The sequence below is a fragment of the Isoptericola nanjingensis genome, from assembly GCF_050311635.1.
In the GTDB taxonomy this organism is placed as follows: domain Bacteria; phylum Actinomycetota; class Actinomycetes; order Actinomycetales; family Cellulomonadaceae; genus Isoptericola; species Isoptericola nanjingensis.
In genome coordinates this window covers 1-17,419 of the sequence record NZ_JBNOZL010000012.1, presented here as the reverse complement: position 1 = coordinate 17,419, position 17,419 = coordinate 1, and the positions used below count along the sequence as shown (strand labels likewise).

Here is a 17,419-nt window from a genome sequence, read left to right as displayed (position 1 = left end):
ACCATCGGGAACGCCGTCAACACCACAAAACCCACCAACCACGGCGACAAGAACGCGAACCCCGCACCAGCATCACGGCGACGGGACACCTTTCTCGGGCTGGGTGGTCTGGTGTTGATGGGCCTATCGGACCGGGGAGGGGCGATTGCAGTCACGAGGATCCTTGAAATAGCAGATTGACATTCAGCACGGCGTCGAGGGAACGGCCTGATGGCCGCTCCCTCGACAGCTCATGACTGCTTCACGGTGCTGTTGGCGAAGGAGAACCACTGCGTGACGAACTCGTCGACGGTGATGTTGCCGTATTGCAGTTCCTCGCCGAGGCGCTTGAACTCCGCCTCGATCTCGCCCATGCCCTCCACAGGCACCGGGACAGGCTCGGTGACGACGTCCGCCATGTCCTCTTCGAACTGCACGACCTGCTCATCCACCGAACCGGGCTCGACCTCCATCGCGTCGCGCTGCGCGGCGACGGCGGGCACGCCCTTGGAGGTGCCGAAGATCTTGCCGACCTCGGGGTCGTTGACGAGGAAGTCGATCAGGGCCGCGGAGGCCTCGGGCTGCGCGGTCTCGCCTGACGCAGAGAGCAGCATGGCCGGCTTCCAGAACTGCTGCGGCCCCTTCTCGCCGGACGGCATCGGCAGCAGGCGGATGTCCTGGCCGCTCGCTGCGGCGTAGTTGGCCAAGACGTTGTCCCAAGTCGCCTCAGAGGCGGTCTCGTTGACCGTGAAACCGCCAAGGGGCTCGAGCTGCTTCGTCCTCTTGATCGGGAAGAAGGCGCCCGAGTCGCGCAGATCCTGACCCGAGGTCAGCCACTCGGTCAGCTGAGCCTCGTCGAAGTTCAGCTGCCCGTCCTCCGAGAACGGTTCCACGCCCTGCTGGACGAGCCACTGCAGGAAGAACCAGAGGGTGCCGGTGTAATCGAAGGAGCCGTAGACCACGGGGTCCTTGCCCTTGCCCGCTTCGGAAACCTTCTCGATCCAGGCGTTGTAGTCGTCCCACGTGTAGCCCTCGGCCGGCGGCTCGATGCCGAGGTCCTTCAGCCGGTCAGCGTTGTAGAGCACCGCAAGCGTGTTCGAGCCCGTGGGGATCGCATACTGGCCCTCATCGATCTGGCCGGAGGTGAGCAAAGAGTCCTCGAAGCCGTCGAGGTTCAGGTTGACGCCCACCTGACCGTTGAGGTCGAGCAGCTGTCCGGTGGCGCCGTACTGGCGCACGTACGACAGGTCCATCTGCATGACGTCGGGCAGCGCGCCGCCGGCGGCCTCGGTCGCTCGGGAGGTCCAGTAGCCGTCCCAGTCCTGGAACTGCGTCTGCACCGTGATGTTGGGGTGCTCCTCCTCGAAGAGGTCCACCGCCTCCTCGTACTTGCTCGCCCTGTCGTCGTCGCCCCACCACGCGAGGGAGATGGTGATGTCCTCGTCGGTGCTCACCTTCTCCGCGGAGCCGGGCTCCGTAGTCTCAGGTCCGCCACCGCAGGCCGTGAGGGTGAGGGCGACGGTCAGCATCGCCGCTCCCACTGCCGTGTTCTTCCGGGTGCTCATCGTGTGAGCCTCCTCGCTCGTCGAATTCCAGAAAGCAATTGGTGTAGTTCGGCGCCCATTCCGGCGTCTCACTTGTGGCTGAAGTCGTGGGTCCAGCTGGCGGCGGCATCTTCGTCGATCGCGAAAAAGGGCTTCGGGACCGCCGCCACCGTGGCCTCAGATCGCGGTGCCCGGTGCACGCCGGCCCGCACCTTCTTGCCGTCGACGTAGTAGTCGACGGAGGTGCTCTTCGGGATCACGATCAGGTCGAGCAACTGTCCACGCTTGTCGATGAAGCGCGGCTCCTTCGGCGTCACGGGTGTCGTGAGGATCGGCACCTTAGACCAGTCGGTGTCGCTCGCCAGATAGAAGCCCGGCTGGGTGGGGTAGTTGTAGACGGTGTTCTGGCGGGCGATCTCCGCGCGATACTGCTTGTCGTGCATCAGCGTGGTCAGCTTGTGCGTGGTGAGTTCGGTCGTCGTGAAGATGCGCAGCGCTGTCGAGTCCTTGGTTCGGATGAGCAGCTCTTCGCGCCAGTCTCCGACGATGTCGGCGACCAACGGCGGATTACCAGCCGTGTCCTCCTCGTGCAGCAGGGTGCCCCGCTGCCAATCGACGATGCTCTTCGCCCCGTCACGGTCCCCCGACACCGTCTGCGTCGTGGGCTCCGCACCGAAGTGGATCGTCGCATCGACGAGGTCCGGCTTCTCGGTCGACAGGATCTCGCCATGCGCGCTGAGCAGACCGCTCGCGGTCGTGCCGGTCGGCATCGACGCCCATGCCTCGATCCCGGGCACGTCCGGACGCACGTCGCCAATGAGCCCGTTTCCGGTGTCCTTTCCGGAGTAGGCGCCGAACAGGACCTCGCCCGTGGCGGCGTCGCGCATCGCGGCGCCGTAGGGGGCGTTGCGGGCATTCTCGTGGACCGAGAAGATCTCGAGACCGGGGCGGCTGGGGTCGATGTCGGTCACGTACATGCCGTCGCCGTGGCCGAGCTTCGCGACCTTTCCCGGCGCGGCGCTCCCCTCGGGCAGAGTGCCGTACGAGCTGTAGAGGACGCTGCCGTCATCGTCGAGGGTTGCGGAGCCATACACGATCTCCTGCTTCCCGTCGCCGTCGACGTCGGCCGCGCTCATCGAGTGGAAGCCCTGGCCAGCCATCCTCCCCCAGACCGGGTCGCTTCCCTCGCGGCCGTGCGGCAGGTCGTTGAAGGGGTTCGACATGGGGACGTGCCCGCTGTCGACGTACCAGCGCTCGCGCAGCGAATTGCCGTCCCAGTCGTACGTCGCCATCGTCATCCGGGTGTAGTACCCACGGGCAAAGACGGCGGAGGGGTGCTTGCCGTCCAGGTAGGCGACTCCCGCGATGAAGCGGTCGACGCGGTTCCCGGGCTCGATGACGTTCATCGCGTAGTCGCCCCAGGAGAGCCCGTCGTCGCCTCGTCCCGGCTTGTAGGGGATGGTCTGGAGTTCCTTGCCCGTGGTGCTGTCGAACACCGAGAGGTACTCGGGGCCGTCGAGGATGAAGCCCTCGTACTTGCGCAGCTCGTTCCGTGGGCTGCGTGACGGGGCATAGACGTCGATGAAGTAGTCGGCCAGCTCCTCGGCGTCCTGTGTCGAGAGTGGGTAGTCGTGGGTGACCGGAATGCCGAGGGCGTCTTCGACCGTCGCGGGCCAGTTACCGGCCTTCACCTCGGGGTGATCGCTCCAACCCTCGAACATCGACGCCAGGTGATCCTGGTATCCCTCGGCGCTGAGCCGGTAGTCGTCGGTGTTGGCGTAGCCCGCGGCAATGTCGGACTTGGGCATCGTGATGTAGTCCTGGTGTGTCACGTCGCCGGCGGCGTCGTACCCGGTGGACTTCGTACCCGGTGCAGTCTTCAGCATCGTCTCGGAGCGGCCGTCGCCGTCGAAGTCGTAGACCATGAACTGCGTGTAGTGCTGGCCGGCCCGGATGTTGACGCCCATGTCGAGGCGGTTGAGCAGGGTGCCATCGAGCTCGTATGTGTCGAGATAGACGTTGCCCGTGTAGCCCTTGAGTGACACGTCCTTCTCGTTCGTGGGGTTCCAGAGCACCACGAGCTCGTACGCGCCGTCGCCGTCGACGTCGGCCGCCGAGGCGTCGTAGGCCACATAGCTGTAGGCCTCGCCCGCCGGAGTGACACCGTCGGACGGCTTCTGCAGGGGCACGTCGCGATGGCCGTCCTGCCAGGCAGTGACGGGGTCACTCGCCTCGAGCTCGACGCCACTCACCACCGGGGCGACGGTGTAGCTCGACGTGGCGGAGCCGTCAGGGTCGGAGAAGTTGGTGCTTTCGGTCACCGTGCCGATGGCCTTGCCGTCGCGATAGACGACAAAGTCGGGGCCCTTCAGGCCGGTCTTGGTAGTGCCGGAGGCCTCCGAGCCGAGCAGGCGCCAGCTGAGGAACACGCCTTCGTCGGTGCTGACCGCGACGAGGCCGCGGTCGAGCTGCTCGAGCTGAAACGGAGCCGCGCTGTCGTTGTCTGCCGGTCTGTGCGCCGCGGCGTCCGCGCTTGCGGCCGGGAGGCCCCCGCACGCCAGGAGCGCGCCCGTTGCCAGCAGCGTAGGGATCAGTCGTCGTGCACGATTCATCATCGAATCCTCACTGGTAAACGGTCGATGGAGAGCGCTTACCGCGCTCCGATCAAGAGTGACCGTCCGTGCCGACGGCCAACGTCCGGGCAAACTACCGTGACCGGTCACGGCCGCGCAACCGTGACCGGTCACGAACTCGAACCGCGACGAGGCGCGGCGGCCTGCTTCCGCACGCCGGAGCGTGCGCACGTGACGGAATGGCCCTGCTATCGTCTGCGCCGAGCGGGCCGTCGAGCTCCTGCGTGACGGCAACTACCCACGACGTCGTGATGGTGCGTGCCCGTGCGACATCTGGACATGTTGTCCTCCGACGCACTGGGCGTGAGCACCGCTAGAGTTCGAAGGCGTGGCGTGGACGCAGGCAGACGTCCGGTCGCTGCGAAAACTACTGGAAAAGGGGTGGCGTCGTGCCGTCGAGCCGGGTGACCATTCGCGATGTCGCTCGCGCCGCCGGGGTGTCGCGCCAAACTGTCACACGCGCGATCAACGAAATGCCCGACATCAGCGAGGAAACCCGTCGTCGGGTCATGCAGAAGGTTGAGTCGCTCGGGTACCGGCCGAATCGCTTCGCCATCGATCTCTCGCGCCAGCGTACGCACGCCGTGGGATTGGTCGTCGGAACTTTTCGAAATCCCTATTACGGGCAACTGGCAGACTCGTTCATCGATGAGTTGCAGCGCCGCGACTGGCAGGTTCTCGTGGGGACCTCAGAGCAGGGTGAGTCGAGGACCATTCGCTCGATGATGGCCCAGGTTGACGGGATCGTCGGATATCTCGATCAGCTGCCCGAAGGCTTCGTCCAGGAGGCTCGTGGCCTGCCGCTCGTGCAGTTGGAGCAGCGAGCTGACGCAGCAGGCATGCACTCGGTCGAGCTCGATCTGCGAAGCGGGATCCTCGACCTGGTCTCCGCCCTTCGTGCCAAGGGCGCCCGCCGCTTCGGCATGATCGACACTCCCGGCCCGCTCCCCGAGGAAAGCGGGGGATCCCCACGCCGGCAGTATTTCGAGGAGGCGGTCGGCGTGCCGTGCACGGTCGTCAGCGAACCAGAGTCGATCGCAGGTGGCGCGAACGGCCTGCGTGCGCTGCTTGACCGGGACCCGGAGATCGACACGGTTCTCGCGTTCAACGACATGATGGCGATGGGTGCCGTTCACGGCGCACACACGCTGCGGCTCGACGTCCCGGATCGGCTCCGGATCGTCGGCATCGACGGGCTCTCGCTCGGGGAGGCGATCAGCCCGACGCTGACGACGCTCTCGTCGGAGCCGCATGTCATGGCCACCGAAGCGGCGTCGATCCTCGCGGACGTGTTCGCCGGCGGAATGAACCCTTCAGCGCCGATATGCCGCGTGGTCACCCCTGTGGTCGTATGGCGAGAGTCTGCGTAGCCATGCGCCTGCGGTCAGACGGTCGTCCTTGAACCGTCGTCCGATCGTGCTTCAGATCATCCCGCCTGCGCGCCATGATGGTCACGTGACGACGCAACAGTTCGACCGCACGCGAACAGCGATCTCCGGAGTGCAGCACACCCTCCGCGCGGCAGGTTACGAGGCCGTCGTCGCGTCGGTTGGTGCGTCTCTTCGGATGCTGCGCGACTCCCACGGCGACCTGGTGGTGCCGTTCGAACCAGACGAGATGCGACCCGCCATGCGTGGCGCCCTGCTCGCGCCGTGGCCGAATCGCACCGCGGACGGTCGCTACGAGTTCGGCGGCGTCGTCCACCAGCTACCCGTCAACGAACCTGAGCGGGGGAGTGCCGCCCACGGCCTGGTTGCCTGGCAGCACTTCGACGCCGTACGCCAGGACGCGAGTCATGTGACCTTGGCGGGCACGATCGAGGCTCAGCCCGGCTACCCGTGGCGAGTGCAGCTCGAGGTGTCGTTCGACGTCGACGCAAACGGGCTCCGGCAACGGGTGGTCGCGACGAACGACGGGGGAGTGCCCGCACCGCTCGGACTAGGCGGTCACCCGTACCTCGCTGCCGGTCCTGTGCTCCCCGGTGGAGTCGAGGGATGGTTCCTCGAGCTGCCCGCGGATCTCTTCGTGGAGCCTTCGCCGGGCCGGCTCCTCCCCGTCAGTGTCGAGAGTGTCGCGGCAAACGACGCGAAACTCGACTTCCGCGAGAGGCGGATCATCGGCGGCACGGTCCTGAACCACGCGTTCGGCGCTCTTCACCGAGGCACTGAGGGGCTGACCCGGGTGCGGGTCACCGATGAACTGGGGTTCGGCGTCGAGCTGGAGTGCGGTAGCTCGGCCAGGTGGATACAGGTCTACACCTGTGACGCTGCAGACCGGGGAGATCGGCGCCACGCCATCGCAATCGAGCCCATGACGTGCCCGCCCGATGCGCTGAACTCCAAGATCGACCTGATCGTGCTCGAACCGGGCAGCACGTTCGTCATGGAATGGCGGATCGCACGGGTCACGGCATAGCCAGATGCGCGGGTCGTGTCGGATGCCGCGAGCCTGATCAGACCGGCGCGAGACCTTTCGTAGCCGGCTTGCCGGCGGAACTGGGTCGGGCTCACGCCGTTGACGGCGCGGAACTGACGCGTGAAGCAGAGCGCATCGTCGTAGCCGACGCAGCGAGGCACCACTGGACGCACGCTCGGTGAGCCGTGGCAGCAGGTCCACGTGTCGAGGCGGGCGGAGCGTCCCGGGTCAGTACAACTAGGTGCCCACGCCGTCGACGAGGCCGAACGCCTCGCCGCCGGGCGTGCGCTCGCGCACTCGGTCTGCGCGGAGCAGTTGGCTGTCTGTGCCTGACCGCCCACCCGGGCAGCCGTCCGTTTTTGTCCGTTCGGCCAAGTCGGGCGCGTGCTAGACGCACGATGGGTCGCGTCCACTGTCGGACCCGTTTCCACTGGCACGAAGGAGTGACCATCGTGGTCGACGTCAGTCGCCGTACCGTCCTGACCTCAGGACTTGCCGCAGGCGCAATCGCCGCGCTCAGCGCGCGCACCGCCAACGCGGCACCTTCCCCCGCATTCGCACCTCTCGAGCTCACCGGGCACGACCCGGTCGACGTGCGCTGGCTGGAGGGGGGCGCCCCCGCCGCTTTGGCGGGCGGCGCGACCTGGGGCGTGCCGTGGCCGCGCGGCGCGCTGGCCGGCGACCAGGCCTTCGCCCTGGCGACCGCGGCGGGCGAGGCCGTGCCCGTGCAGTCCTGGCCCACCGCGTGGTGGCCCGACGGGTCGGTGAAGTGGACGGCGCACGCGGTGAGCGAGTCCGCCCCGCGGGCCGAGTCGTACCGGCTCGCGCCGGGCACCCCCGCGAAGGGCACGCACGCGATCACGGTGCAGGAGAACCCGGGCCGCGTCGTGGTGGACACGGGCGTCGTGCAGGTCGAGTTCGGCCGCCGGGGGGACACGGTGGTCCGCGCGATCCGCCGCGGCGGCGCGGTGGTCGCCAGGGACGGGCGGCTCGTCGTGCAGCGGCAGGACTCCCCGGACTCCGACCGCGGCGCGAAGGTCGGTTTCGAGGAGTTTGCGGGCACCGTGGAGAAGGTCACCGTGGAGCAGTCCGGCCCGGTGCGCGCCGTGGTCAAGGTGGAGGGCAGGCACCGCAGGGGACGCCGCGACTGGCTGCCGTTCGTGCTGCGCTTCGCCCTGTTCGCGGGCTCGGACGGGATCCGGTTGGTGCACACGTTCTTCTTCGACGGCGACGAGGAGAAGGACTTCGTCACCGGGCTCGGGGTGCGCTTCACGGTCCCGATGCGCGGCGAGCTCTACGACCGGCACGTGCGCTTCGCCGGGCCCGACGGCGGTGTGCTCGCCGAGGCGGTGCGCGGCGTCACCGGCATGCGCCGCGACCCGGGCGAGGTGGTGCGCACCGCCCAGGTTGAGGGCCGGGCGCTGCCGGACCCGGCCACCTGGGACCAGCGGGTCACCACCCGCCTCAAGTGGATCCCTGCGTGGGGCGACCACAGCCTGTCGCAGCTGACGGCGCACGGGTTCGAGATCCGCAAGCGCACGGGCTCCGGGCACTCGTGGGTCCGGTCGGACGCCGGCACGCGCGCGCCCGGCCTCGGCTACGTCGGGACGCCGTCGGGAGGGCTGGCGTTCGGGATGCGCGACTTCTGGCAGCTGCACCCCACGGAGCTGGAGATCACCGGCGCCGCGACCGACGAGGCGGACGCCACCGTGTGGATGTGGTCGCCGCGGGCCGAGGCGATGGACCTGCGGTTCTACCACGACGGCATGGGCCAGGGCACGTACCCCGAGCAGCTCGACGCCCTGGAGATCACCTACGAGGACTACGAGCCGGGGTTCGGCACCCCGTACGGCGTCGGGCGCACCACCGAGCTGATGTTCTGGGCGCTGGCCGCCACGCCCTCCGCCGCACGGTTCGCCGAGCTCGCGGCGGCGACCGCCACCCCGCCCCTGCCCGCGAGCAGCCCGCAGCACAACCACTCGGCGGGCGTGTTCGGCTCGTGGTCGCCGGCCGACCGGTCCACGGCGGCGCGGTCGACCATCGAGGATCGGCTCGACGCGATCCACCGCTACCACCTGGAGCAGGTGGACCAGCGGTCCTGGTACGGCTTCTGGGACTACGGCGACGTCATGCACTCCTACGACGGCGACCGGCACCAGTGGAGGTACGACGTCGGCGGCTACGCGTGGGACAATTCGGAGCTGTCCACGGACCTGTGGCTCTGGTACCACTACCTGCGCACCGGCGACGCGCGGGCCTTCCGGTTCGCCGAGGCCATGAGCCGGCACACCGGCGAGGTGGACCAGTACCACCTGGGCGAGTGGAAGGGGCTGGGCACGCGGCACGGTGTGCAGCACTGGGGCGACAGCGCCAAGCAGGTGCGGATCAGCAACGCGAACTACCGCCGCTTCGCCTACTTCCTCACGGGCGACGAGCGCTCCGGCGACCTGCTGCGCGAGCTGGTCGACTCCGACCGCACCTACCTGGTGCTGAACGCGGGCCGCAAGGTGGACGGCTCCACGGGCGAGTACGACCCGGACCCGACGGCGCTCCCGCTGAGCAAGACCACCGACTGGGGCGCGATCGCCGGGGCGTGGCTCACCGAGTGGGAGCGCGGCGGGGACCCACGGGCCCGCGAGCGCCTGCTGGCGAGCGCCCGGTCGATCGCCGCGCTGCCCAACGCGTGGGTGCAGGCCGGCTCCACCTACGACCTGGAGACGGCGACGTTCTCCTCCGGGCCCGAGAAGGATGTGGAGGTCGGCAGCCTCAGTTCCGTGTTCGGCCTGATCGAGGTCATGACGGAGCTGCTGGACCTGGTCGACGAGCCGGAGGTCGAGGCCCGCTGGGTCGAGTTCTGCCGCCTGTACAACGGCACCAAGGCCGAGCAGACGGAGGCGACCGGGTCGGACTGGGGCAGCCTCAACCTCAAGCAGTCGTACTCGCGCGCCACCGCGTACGCCGCCGCGCGGCTGGGCGACGACGCGCTCGCCGCACGCGCCTGGAAGGAGCTCGCGACCGGGCACGCCGGCTACCCGGACGACATGGACTGGGGCACCCACCAGGTGGAGCCGCCCGCCGTGCTGCGGGCGGTCGACGAGGCAGGCTTCTCGTCCAACGCGTCCGCGCAGTACGGGCTCGCGGCGATCCAGTGCCTCGCCCTCGTCGGGGAGAAGCTCTCGTGAGCGCGGCCCCGGGCAGGCGCCGCACCGTGCGTGGCGCGACCGTGACCGGCGCCCTGGTGGCCGCCTCCCTGTCCGCGACCGCCTTCGGTCCTGCGGGGGCGGAAGTCCTCTCCGACGACTCGCGCGCGGACGCCGCGATCGAGGCGCGACCGATGGAGGCGCTCGGCCGCGGCGTGGTGGCGGTGCGCTCCGGGGAGACCGAGGTGCTGGTGAGCTGGCGGCTGCTCGGCCTCGACCCCGCTGGCCTTGGCTTCCACGTCGAGCGTTCGGCCGACGGCGGGGCCTGGCAGCGCCTGACCGACGAGCCGCTCACGGGCGGGACGAACCTCGTCGACGCCAGCGCCGATCTCGGTGTCGACAACGCCTACCGTGTGGTCCCTGTCGCGGATGGCGACGAGCAGGAGCCCGGCGAGGCGTTCACGCTGACGGCCGAGCACGCCGTCGAGCCGGCGCACCGCATCCCGATCGCCGCCGGCGGGCCGGTGAAGTTCGTCTGGGTGGGTGACCTCGACAGCGACGGGGAGTACGACTTCGTCCTCGACCGCCAGACGTCACCGCAGTCGATCGAGGCCTACCGCAGCGACGGTACGAGGCTGTGGTCGGTCGACCTGGGCCCGAACAGCACCGACCAGGACAACATCGAGGGCGGCTCGGCCACGATCGACGTCGGGCACTGGGACGGTGTGACCGTTGCAGACCTCGACGACGACGGTCGTGCCGAGGTCGCACTCCGTGTAGCGAACGGCGTGACATTCGGCGACGGCGAGACCCTAGAGCTCGACGACGACGTCCACCAGGCCATCGCGATCCTCGACGGCCAGACCGGTGCCGCGCGGGCCACCGCACCTGTGCCCGACGACTACGTCGCCGACGGCCCGATGTACGCACGCTTCGGCGTCGGCTACCTCGACGGCACGACCCCGCACCTCGTGGGCTACCTGAAGAACCGTGTCGGCGACGGCGGGTTCAACCTCATGTATGCCGCCTGGACCTTCGACGGCACCGACCTGACACAGGAGTGGACGTTCCTGCGCGGCGACCAGGACCTGCCCGACGGGCACAACACCCGCATCGTCGACGTCGACGGCGACGGGCGCGACGAGATCGCCGAGATCGGCTTCGTACTCAACGGCGACGGCACCCTGCGCTACACACTCGGGCCTGACGTCATTCACGGCGACCGCTTCCACATCGCCGATATCGACCCCGCCCGGCCCGGCCTGGAGGGCTACGGCGTCCAGCAGCGCAACCCCAGCGGGCTCCTGGAGTACTACTACGACGCCTCGACCGGGGAGATGCTCTGGGGGCATCTCGGCACTGCCGGCACCGACGTCGGTCGTGGCATGGTCGGCGACATCGACCCGAACCATCCCGGCATGGAGGCGTGGTCCTTTTCCGGCCTCTACAACGCCTCGACCAACGAGCTCGCCGAGCCCGACACGTCCCTGTCGCCCTGGCCGCAGCTGGGTCTGTGGTGGGACGGCGACCCGATGATCGAGCTGCTCAACGACGGCAAGATCGAGCAGTGGGACCCTGCGAGTCCCGCGCCCTCGAACGCCCTGCCACGCCTGGAGACCATCGGCCGATACGGGGCCGTGAACGCGGCAGGCGGGCGCAACCCCGCCCTCGTGGGCGACATCGTCGGTGACTGGCGCGAAGAGGCCGTCTACACGAACGCGGGCTTTGACGAGCTGATCGTCTTCACGACCGACGTTCCCTCCGACCTGCGGCTGCCCACCCTCGCGCACGACCCGGCCTACCGGAACGCCATGACGCTCAAGGGATACATGCAGTCGCACCACACCAGCTACTTCATCGGCGACGGCATGAGCACACCCCCAAGGCCGAACATCACCTACGCCGGAACCGACGAATAACGACGCACGAGACCCTCTTGGAAAGGACAACGACGTCATGAATTCCGAGCACCTCCCGACCACCCACCGGCGCACGCGACGTGCACTCACGGCGGCGGTATCCGCTGGCGTTGCCGCAGTAGCCCTCGCGGGGACCCCGACGGCGGTCGCGCTCACCCCGGGAAGCAGCGCCCCGCGCCCCGACCCCGCCTTGCTCGAACAGTGCGCGGACACCGACACGGGCAGCACCGTGTGCACGTACCCGGACCTCCCCCCTGGCCACTATGACGTCACCGTCATGCTCGGCGATCGACACGAGTCGGCCAGCACCCGCGTACAGGCGGAGACCCGCCGCCTCATGGTCGACACCGTCGAGACCGACGCCGGCGAGCTGGATCGCAGGACCTTCACGGTGAACGTCCGCAACCCCGAGGCACAGCAGAACGGACGGGACGGCGAAGGAAGTCCCGGTCTCACGCTCACGTTCACTGGCGACGCCCCGCACGTCTCAGGCATCGGCATCCACGAGGCATCGGAAGGGACCAGGAAGATCGCGCTTCTCGGCGACTCCACCGTCACCGACCAGAGCTGGGTCCCGTACGCCGGCTGGGGACAAGAGCTGCCGACGTACTTCGGCCGTGGGGTGAGCGTGATCAACCACTCCGGCTCGGGGGAGAGCACGACATCGGTCCTGGCGAAGTCCGTGATGTTCGACGCCCTCGAACCGCAGCTGCACGGCGGTGATCTTGTTCTCGTGCAGCTCGCGCACAACGACAAGACGACGACGGCCGAGCAGTACCGCGCCAACCTGACAGAGATCGTCACCCGTGTCCGCGCTACGGGCGCGACGCCCGTGCTGGTGACGCCCATCGTGCGGCATCGGTTCGAGGGTGACCAGCTGAACTCGATCGGCCTCATCGTCACCGGCGAGGCCGACCTGCCCGCCGAGATGCGTGGCGTTGCGACAGGCCTCGATGTTCCCCTCATCGACCTCACGGCCATGAGCGAAGAACTGGTCGAAGGTCTCGGCCCGGTCGAATCAGAGCCCATCTATATGATCCGCGAGAACGGCGACCGCACCCATACCTCGGAGTACGGCGCCACTGTCTACGCAGGGCTGGTGGCAGGTGCCCTTCACGACCTCGGGCTGGTGCCCGAACGCTACTGGAGCGCGACTCGCTGAGCCGTCCGTGCGAGGGGGCGGCACGCACACCCGGAGCGTGTCGCCCCATGGCGATGTCCCTAGGAATTGTCGGAGCCCGACGTGGTGTTCCTCAGCGGTACTCCCTTCCAGTTCGAACGCGGAGCGGGTCATCCTTCCCGCTGGCTCGGAAGCACCAGTGCGGAGGTACGACGATCATGCGGTGTCCGGAGAGCCGATCGCCTAGCAGACCGGCGACTACCGTCGTTTCGTCCATGCTCGCAGCGCGATCGCCCATCGTCACCCGCGGTCAAGCCCCGTAGGTTCGTCGCATGCGCGCGAATACACCCACCGACGAGGCCGCGACCGTCTGCAGATTGCTCCGGACAGCCTCGCTGGCCTAGCCGCGCCCGGCTTCCGATGTACCTGGACCAGCGGGCGTACCAGGGGCGTCGGGGCGGCGTACCCGTCTTCTTTCCGTTGATCGTGTGGCGCGCACCGAGCGCCCCCGCCAATGGGACGAAGGCCCCCTCGAGAAGGTGTACGCGCACCAAGGGTGGACCGAATGCGGGGTACGAATTCTTCTAGCGCAACGACCTCATCCAGCCGGCGCTGGTCGGGCTGCCGGACTGTGGTCTCGGTGGGATCGAGCTGAGCTGGTCACAGCACCATGGCCCGGCGGCGTTCCTCCCACGAGGCGTTGATCGAGGGGTGTGATGGCGTGCCGGCACGGTGGCACCTCCGCAAACGACGGCATCCATTCGCGAAGGACGAAAGTGACACGCACCTCCATCACTCCGGGCATGCCCTGGTTCGACACCGAGGGCAAGCGGATCCAGGCCCATGGCAGTTCGATCCTCGAGGTGGACGGCACCTTCTACTGGTATGGGGAGAACAAGGAGCGCTCGACACCCGACAGCGGGATCTGGCACTGGGGCATCCGGTGCTACTCGTCGACCGACCTGTACAACTGGGACGACCGCGGCCTGATCGTCCCGCCGGTGGTGGAGGACGAGTCGTCGCCGCTGCACCCGTCGCAGGGCGTGGACCGGCCGCACATCCTCCGGCATCCGGAGACCGGCCGGTTCGTCATGTGGCTGAAGGTGATGTCGCCGAAGGGTCAGCGGTCGACCGTCCTGGTCGCCGACGACATCCTCGGCCCGTACGAGGCGATCCACGAGGACCTCAAGCCTGTCGGCATGAACGCCGGAGACTTCGACCTCGTCGTCGACCCGACGGACGGCAAGGGCTACTACTACTTCGAACGCGTGCACAGCGAGCTGATCTGCGCCGACCTGAACCCCGACTACACCGACGTGACGGGCTATTACTCGACGCACTTCCCGCTGCTTCAGCCCCCGTATGTGCGCGAGGCTCCGGCATACTTTCAGCGGGAGGGGCGGCACTACCTGGTGACGTCCGGGACGACGGGGTACTACCCGAACCCCTCCCAGGTGGCCTCGGCGCCCAGTTACCACGGCCCGTGGACCGTGCTCAACGACCCGCACCCGGACGACCCGACCCGCAGCTCCTACCAGTCGCAGGTCAGCTCGGTCTTCAAGCACCCGCACAAGAAGGACCTGTACATCGCGCTGGCCGACCGGTGGCTTCCGCGCTACACCGCGTCCAGCGACGCCGCCGTGCGGATGTACGCCGAGCGCTTCCGGCCGATGGGCGGCCATGTCGACGGCGTGTGGCCGGAGCTGACCGAGGTGGACACGTCGATCGCGGACTACGTCTGGCTGCCGTTCCGGTTCACGGAGAGCGGCGCCTTCCTTGACTGGCACGACGAGTGGCGGATCGAGGACTACGCATGAGTGAGCGTGCGACAACCCTGCGGTCGAACGTCGGCCCTGTCCGACCCTGCGCCTGACGGGGGACTGCCGCTGTGTTCACGACCGCTCCTCGCAGGCGTCCGCTACTCGATGGTGGTGGGGGCTGCTGCTGTGGAGTTCCGCCAGATGACAGACAGGGTCGGGGCCTCTTCGATCTCCATGTCCCGGCCAAGAGAGCGGAGCAGCTCAGCCATCTCGAGGCGCCCGAGCCCGAGGAAAGCCTGGTCTACGTGCACCGTGGTCAGGGCAGGGTCGAGCCAGGCACCCAGGGGGTTGTCGTCCCAACCCGTGACGCTGATGTCGTCGGGCACTCGCCACCCGCGATCACGGCACGCGTGGACGACGCCGGCCGCGACCTCGTCGTTCGCGGCGATGATCGCGGTGACGGGCGTGTCGCCCGGGAGTGCCATCACGGCCTCGACGCCGGATTGCGCGGACCAGTCGCCGTCGATGACGCCGTGGTCGTTCAGGTGGAGCCGCGCGACGGATCGGAGGTACGCGTCCCGCCGTTCGCGCGCGGACATGTGACGGTAGGAGCCTCCGACGTGCAAGAAGTGCCGATGCCCCTGCCGGGCGAGATGCTCGACGATCTCCTCGAGCGGGGCGGCGCCTGCGAGCTCGCCGATGCTGCGCATGTCCTCGTCGTAGACCGGCGTCACCCTGAGCGGCGTCTCCGAGTTTCGGGTCTCGACCGGCAAGGGAGTGAGGCAGAGCACGCCTTCGAAGAGTCCGGAGTCGGTGATCTCGTGCAGTCGTTGCGTGCGCCGCTCCTCGGCTCCACCCAGGGTGATCACCTCGATGTCGAACCCCGCCCGCTGCGCGACCTGACCGGCCCCGGCAAGAATGCGGACCGAGCTGACAGCACCTCCCGCGGGCAGCACCACGGCGACGCGTCCGGTGCGGCGCGTGCGCATCGCGCGCGCAACGAGGTTGGGGCGGTATTCGAGCTCCTCGATCGCCGTGGCGATCCTGGCGCGGTTCTCCTCGCGGATCGTCGGGTCGTCGCGGAGGTACCGGGACACGGTCATGTGCGAGACACCTGCAAGGTTCGCCACGTCGATCATCGTGGGCTTGCGTGAGCGACTGTCGGTGCGCGCCATGGTTCTCCTCCGCTGATGTCGGCCGGTCGAGGTCCGGACCACCCGTTGACACTGAGATTAACGTTAACTAGGGTCGCTCCACGTTGACATTAACGTTAATTCACCGACGTCCTGTGACGGCTCGGGTGACATCGAGCAAGGAGGCTGCGATGAGAGCGGTGCGCAAGTTGGCGGGTGGTGCGGTGGCGGCGCTGCTCCTGGTGAGCACGGCGGCGTGCGGGAGTGGCGACGGGGCAAGCTCCGAGCCTGGAACCGCAGAGAGCTTGGATCCGGCGAAGGACGTGACCATCACCTTCGCGTGGTGGGGTGACGACGACCGTGCCTCGAAGTACGAGGAGGCGATCGACCTCTTCGAGGAGAAGCACCCGAACGTCACGGTGCAGACGCAGTTCCAGGCATGGGACGACTACTGGACGGCCCGGAACACCGAGGCCGCAGGCGGCGCGCTGCCCGACGTCATGCAGATGGACCTGTCCTACCTGCGTCAGTACGGCAACACCGGGCAGCTTCTCGACCTGACCGGGCAGATCGGCGTCAACCTCGATACCGACGGGCTGGAACCGTCGCTGCTCGAGGCCGGGCTGGTCGAGGGCGGGCAGATCGGCATCCCCACGAGCGTGAACACGCTCGCGAACTTCTACAACAAGGATCTGCTGGACGACCTGGGCGTCGAGCCACTTCCCGAGGGGTACACGTGGGACGAGTTCGACGCATGGATCGAGGAGGTTTCGAAGGCTGGGGCTGGAAAGGAACCGGTCGTCTACGGAGGCTCCGACTACTGGGTCAACTTCTGGTTCTTCCTCCAGTATCTGCTGACGCAGGGTCAAGAGCCGTTCACCGATGACGGTCAGCTGAACTTCGACCAGGCGGACCTTACCGACTGGCTCAACCGCGGCCAGCCGTACCGGGACGCCGGCGATGTGCTCTTTCCGATCCAGCGCTCGAACCAGCTTGCTCCCGTGACGGGATTCACCAACGGTGAAGTTGCAGTCGAGACGACCTGGGACAACTTCCTGGCGCAGTACGAGGCGGAGCTCGGCGACTCGGCCGTCGAGATGCTCCCGCTCCCCTCCGGGGAGAACGGGCCACAGCAGTTCTGGAAGCCCGGGATGCTGCTGTCGGCATCGTCCCAGTCAGAGGAGCCCGCGGCGGCCGCGGCGCTGATCGACTTCCTGATCAACGAACCTGAGGTCGGGAAGATCTTCGGTACCTCGAAGGGCGTGCCCGCCGTGCAGGCGCAGATCGACGCGATGGACGTCGAGCCGGGCTCGGTGGACGAGCAGGTTCTGCAGTACGAGAAGGACGTCGCAGAGCTGGTGACCGCGACGGCGCCACTTCCGGTCGAGGGATTCGGCGAGATCGAGGTGGAGTTCAGGCGCCTCGGTGAGGAACTCCAGTACGGCAACATCACGGTCGACGAGTTCGTGACCCAGTGGTTCTCGTACGCCGAAGGCGTGATTCCGCAGCCGTGATCCCCCAACTGTCATAGCGCGGTGGCGGGCGGCTCGCGCCCGCCACCAGCGCAGACGAGGGATGGCCCTCCCGCCAAGCTTCCATCTACACCGTCCGAAAGGGCATCCTGATGACTGTCGCCCAGTCCACGGCCAATCCGTCTCCACAGGGCCTGCCTCGTAGCCCCCGCAATTCGTCCATACGGCGTGATGCTGGTGCGGGGTTCGCGTTCTTGTCGCCGTGGTTGGTGGGTTTTGTGGTGTTGACGGCGTTCCCGATGGT

The 17,419-nt window shown here is 68.0% G+C and carries 11 protein-coding genes; 8 read left to right on the top strand and 3 right to left on the bottom strand.

What is annotated here, in order from left to right:
* The coding region (locus tag ACQP6G_RS20800) for a hypothetical protein (protein WP_429767223.1) at nucleotides 1–180 on the top strand (180 nt) is incomplete at its 5' end.
* A 50-nt stretch (nucleotides 181–230) separates the two neighbouring features.
* Here the strand turns inward: ACQP6G_RS20800 and ACQP6G_RS20795 are convergent.
* Both ACQP6G_RS20795 and ACQP6G_RS20790 read right to left on the bottom strand, forming a co-directional pair.
* Nucleotides 231–1,544 carry an ABC transporter substrate-binding protein gene (locus tag ACQP6G_RS20795; protein ID WP_429767222.1) on the bottom strand — a complete coding sequence of 438 codons (1,314 nt, stop codon included), beginning with the start codon at nucleotides 1,542–1,544 and terminating at the stop codon, nucleotides 231–233.
* Nucleotides 1,545–1,612: 68 nt separating this feature from the next.
* Complete coding sequence (locus ACQP6G_RS20790) at nucleotides 1,613–4,135, bottom strand: rhamnogalacturonan lyase (RefSeq protein WP_429767220.1); 2,523 nt, start codon at nucleotides 4,133–4,135, stop codon at nucleotides 1,613–1,615.
* 410 nt (nucleotides 4,136–4,545) lie between these two features.
* On the opposite strand from ACQP6G_RS20790, the gene ACQP6G_RS20785 reads away from it, so the two are divergent.
* The 6 genes from ACQP6G_RS20785 to ACQP6G_RS20760 all read left to right on the top strand — a co-directional run bounded on the left by ACQP6G_RS20785 (nucleotide 4,546) and on the right by ACQP6G_RS20760 (nucleotide 14,567).
* Nucleotides 4,546–5,526, top strand: a complete 981-nt coding sequence (locus ACQP6G_RS20785) for a LacI family DNA-binding transcriptional regulator (RefSeq protein WP_429767218.1) — start codon at nucleotides 4,546–4,548, stop codon at nucleotides 5,524–5,526.
* An 85-nt stretch (nucleotides 5,527–5,611) separates the two neighbouring features.
* A complete protein-coding gene (locus tag ACQP6G_RS20780) occupies nucleotides 5,612–6,571 on the top strand; it encodes an aldose 1-epimerase family protein (RefSeq protein WP_429767216.1) in 960 nt (319 codons plus the stop codon).
* 452 nt (nucleotides 6,572–7,023) lie between these two features.
* Nucleotides 7,024–9,753, top strand: a complete 2,730-nt coding sequence (locus ACQP6G_RS20775) for an exo-rhamnogalacturonan lyase family protein (RefSeq protein WP_429767215.1) — start codon at nucleotides 7,024–7,026, stop codon at nucleotides 9,751–9,753.
* Entirely contained in the window at nucleotides 9,750–11,630 is a 1,881-nt protein-coding gene (locus ACQP6G_RS20770; protein WP_429767213.1) for a rhamnogalacturonan lyase family protein, read from the top strand. The genes ACQP6G_RS20775 and ACQP6G_RS20770 overlap by 4 nt, the downstream gene beginning before the upstream one ends.
* 37 nt (nucleotides 11,631–11,667) lie before the next feature.
* Nucleotides 11,668–12,792, top strand: a complete 1,125-nt coding sequence (locus ACQP6G_RS20765) for a rhamnogalacturonan acetylesterase (RefSeq protein ID WP_429767212.1) — start codon at nucleotides 11,668–11,670, stop codon at nucleotides 12,790–12,792.
* A 734-nt stretch (nucleotides 12,793–13,526) separates the two neighbouring features.
* The gene (locus ACQP6G_RS20760) at nucleotides 13,527–14,567 is read left to right on the top strand and encodes a family 43 glycosylhydrolase (RefSeq protein ID WP_429767211.1); all 1,041 of its coding nucleotides are present in this window, start codon (nucleotides 13,527–13,529) and stop codon (nucleotides 14,565–14,567) included.
* Nucleotides 14,568–14,668: 101 nt separating this feature from the next.
* Here ACQP6G_RS20760 and ACQP6G_RS20755 read toward each other — a convergent pair whose 3' ends face one another.
* Nucleotides 14,669–15,685, bottom strand: coding sequence for a LacI family DNA-binding transcriptional regulator (locus ACQP6G_RS20755; RefSeq protein ID WP_429767210.1), 1,017 nt, complete (start codon nucleotides 15,683–15,685; stop codon nucleotides 14,669–14,671).
* 149 nt (nucleotides 15,686–15,834) lie between these two features.
* Between ACQP6G_RS20755 and ACQP6G_RS20750 the strand changes: the two genes are divergently transcribed.
* Entirely contained in the window at nucleotides 15,835–17,157 is a 1,323-nt protein-coding gene (locus ACQP6G_RS20750; protein ID WP_429767208.1) for an ABC transporter substrate-binding protein, read from the top strand.
* The last annotated feature ends 262 nt before the right edge of the window (nucleotides 17,158–17,419 follow it).

Excerpts from the sequence above, each read along its gene's own strand:
- ACQP6G_RS20765 (WP_429767212.1), top strand. The coding sequence starts at position 11,668 with ATGAATTCCGAGCACCTCCCGACCACCCACCGGCGCACGCGACGTGCA.
- ACQP6G_RS20795 (WP_429767222.1), bottom strand. The coding sequence starts at position 1,544 with ATGAGCACCCGGAAGAACACGGCAGTGGGAGCGGCGATGCTGACCGTC.
- ACQP6G_RS20790 (WP_429767220.1), bottom strand. The coding sequence starts at position 4,135 with ATGAATCGTGCACGACGACTGATCCCTACGCTGCTGGCAACGGGCGCG.
- ACQP6G_RS20750 (WP_429767208.1), top strand. The coding sequence starts at position 15,835 with ATGAGAGCGGTGCGCAAGTTGGCGGGTGGTGCGGTGGCGGCGCTGCTC.
- ACQP6G_RS20755 (WP_429767210.1), bottom strand. The coding sequence starts at position 15,685 with ATGGCGCGCACCGACAGTCGCTCACGCAAGCCCACGATGATCGACGTG.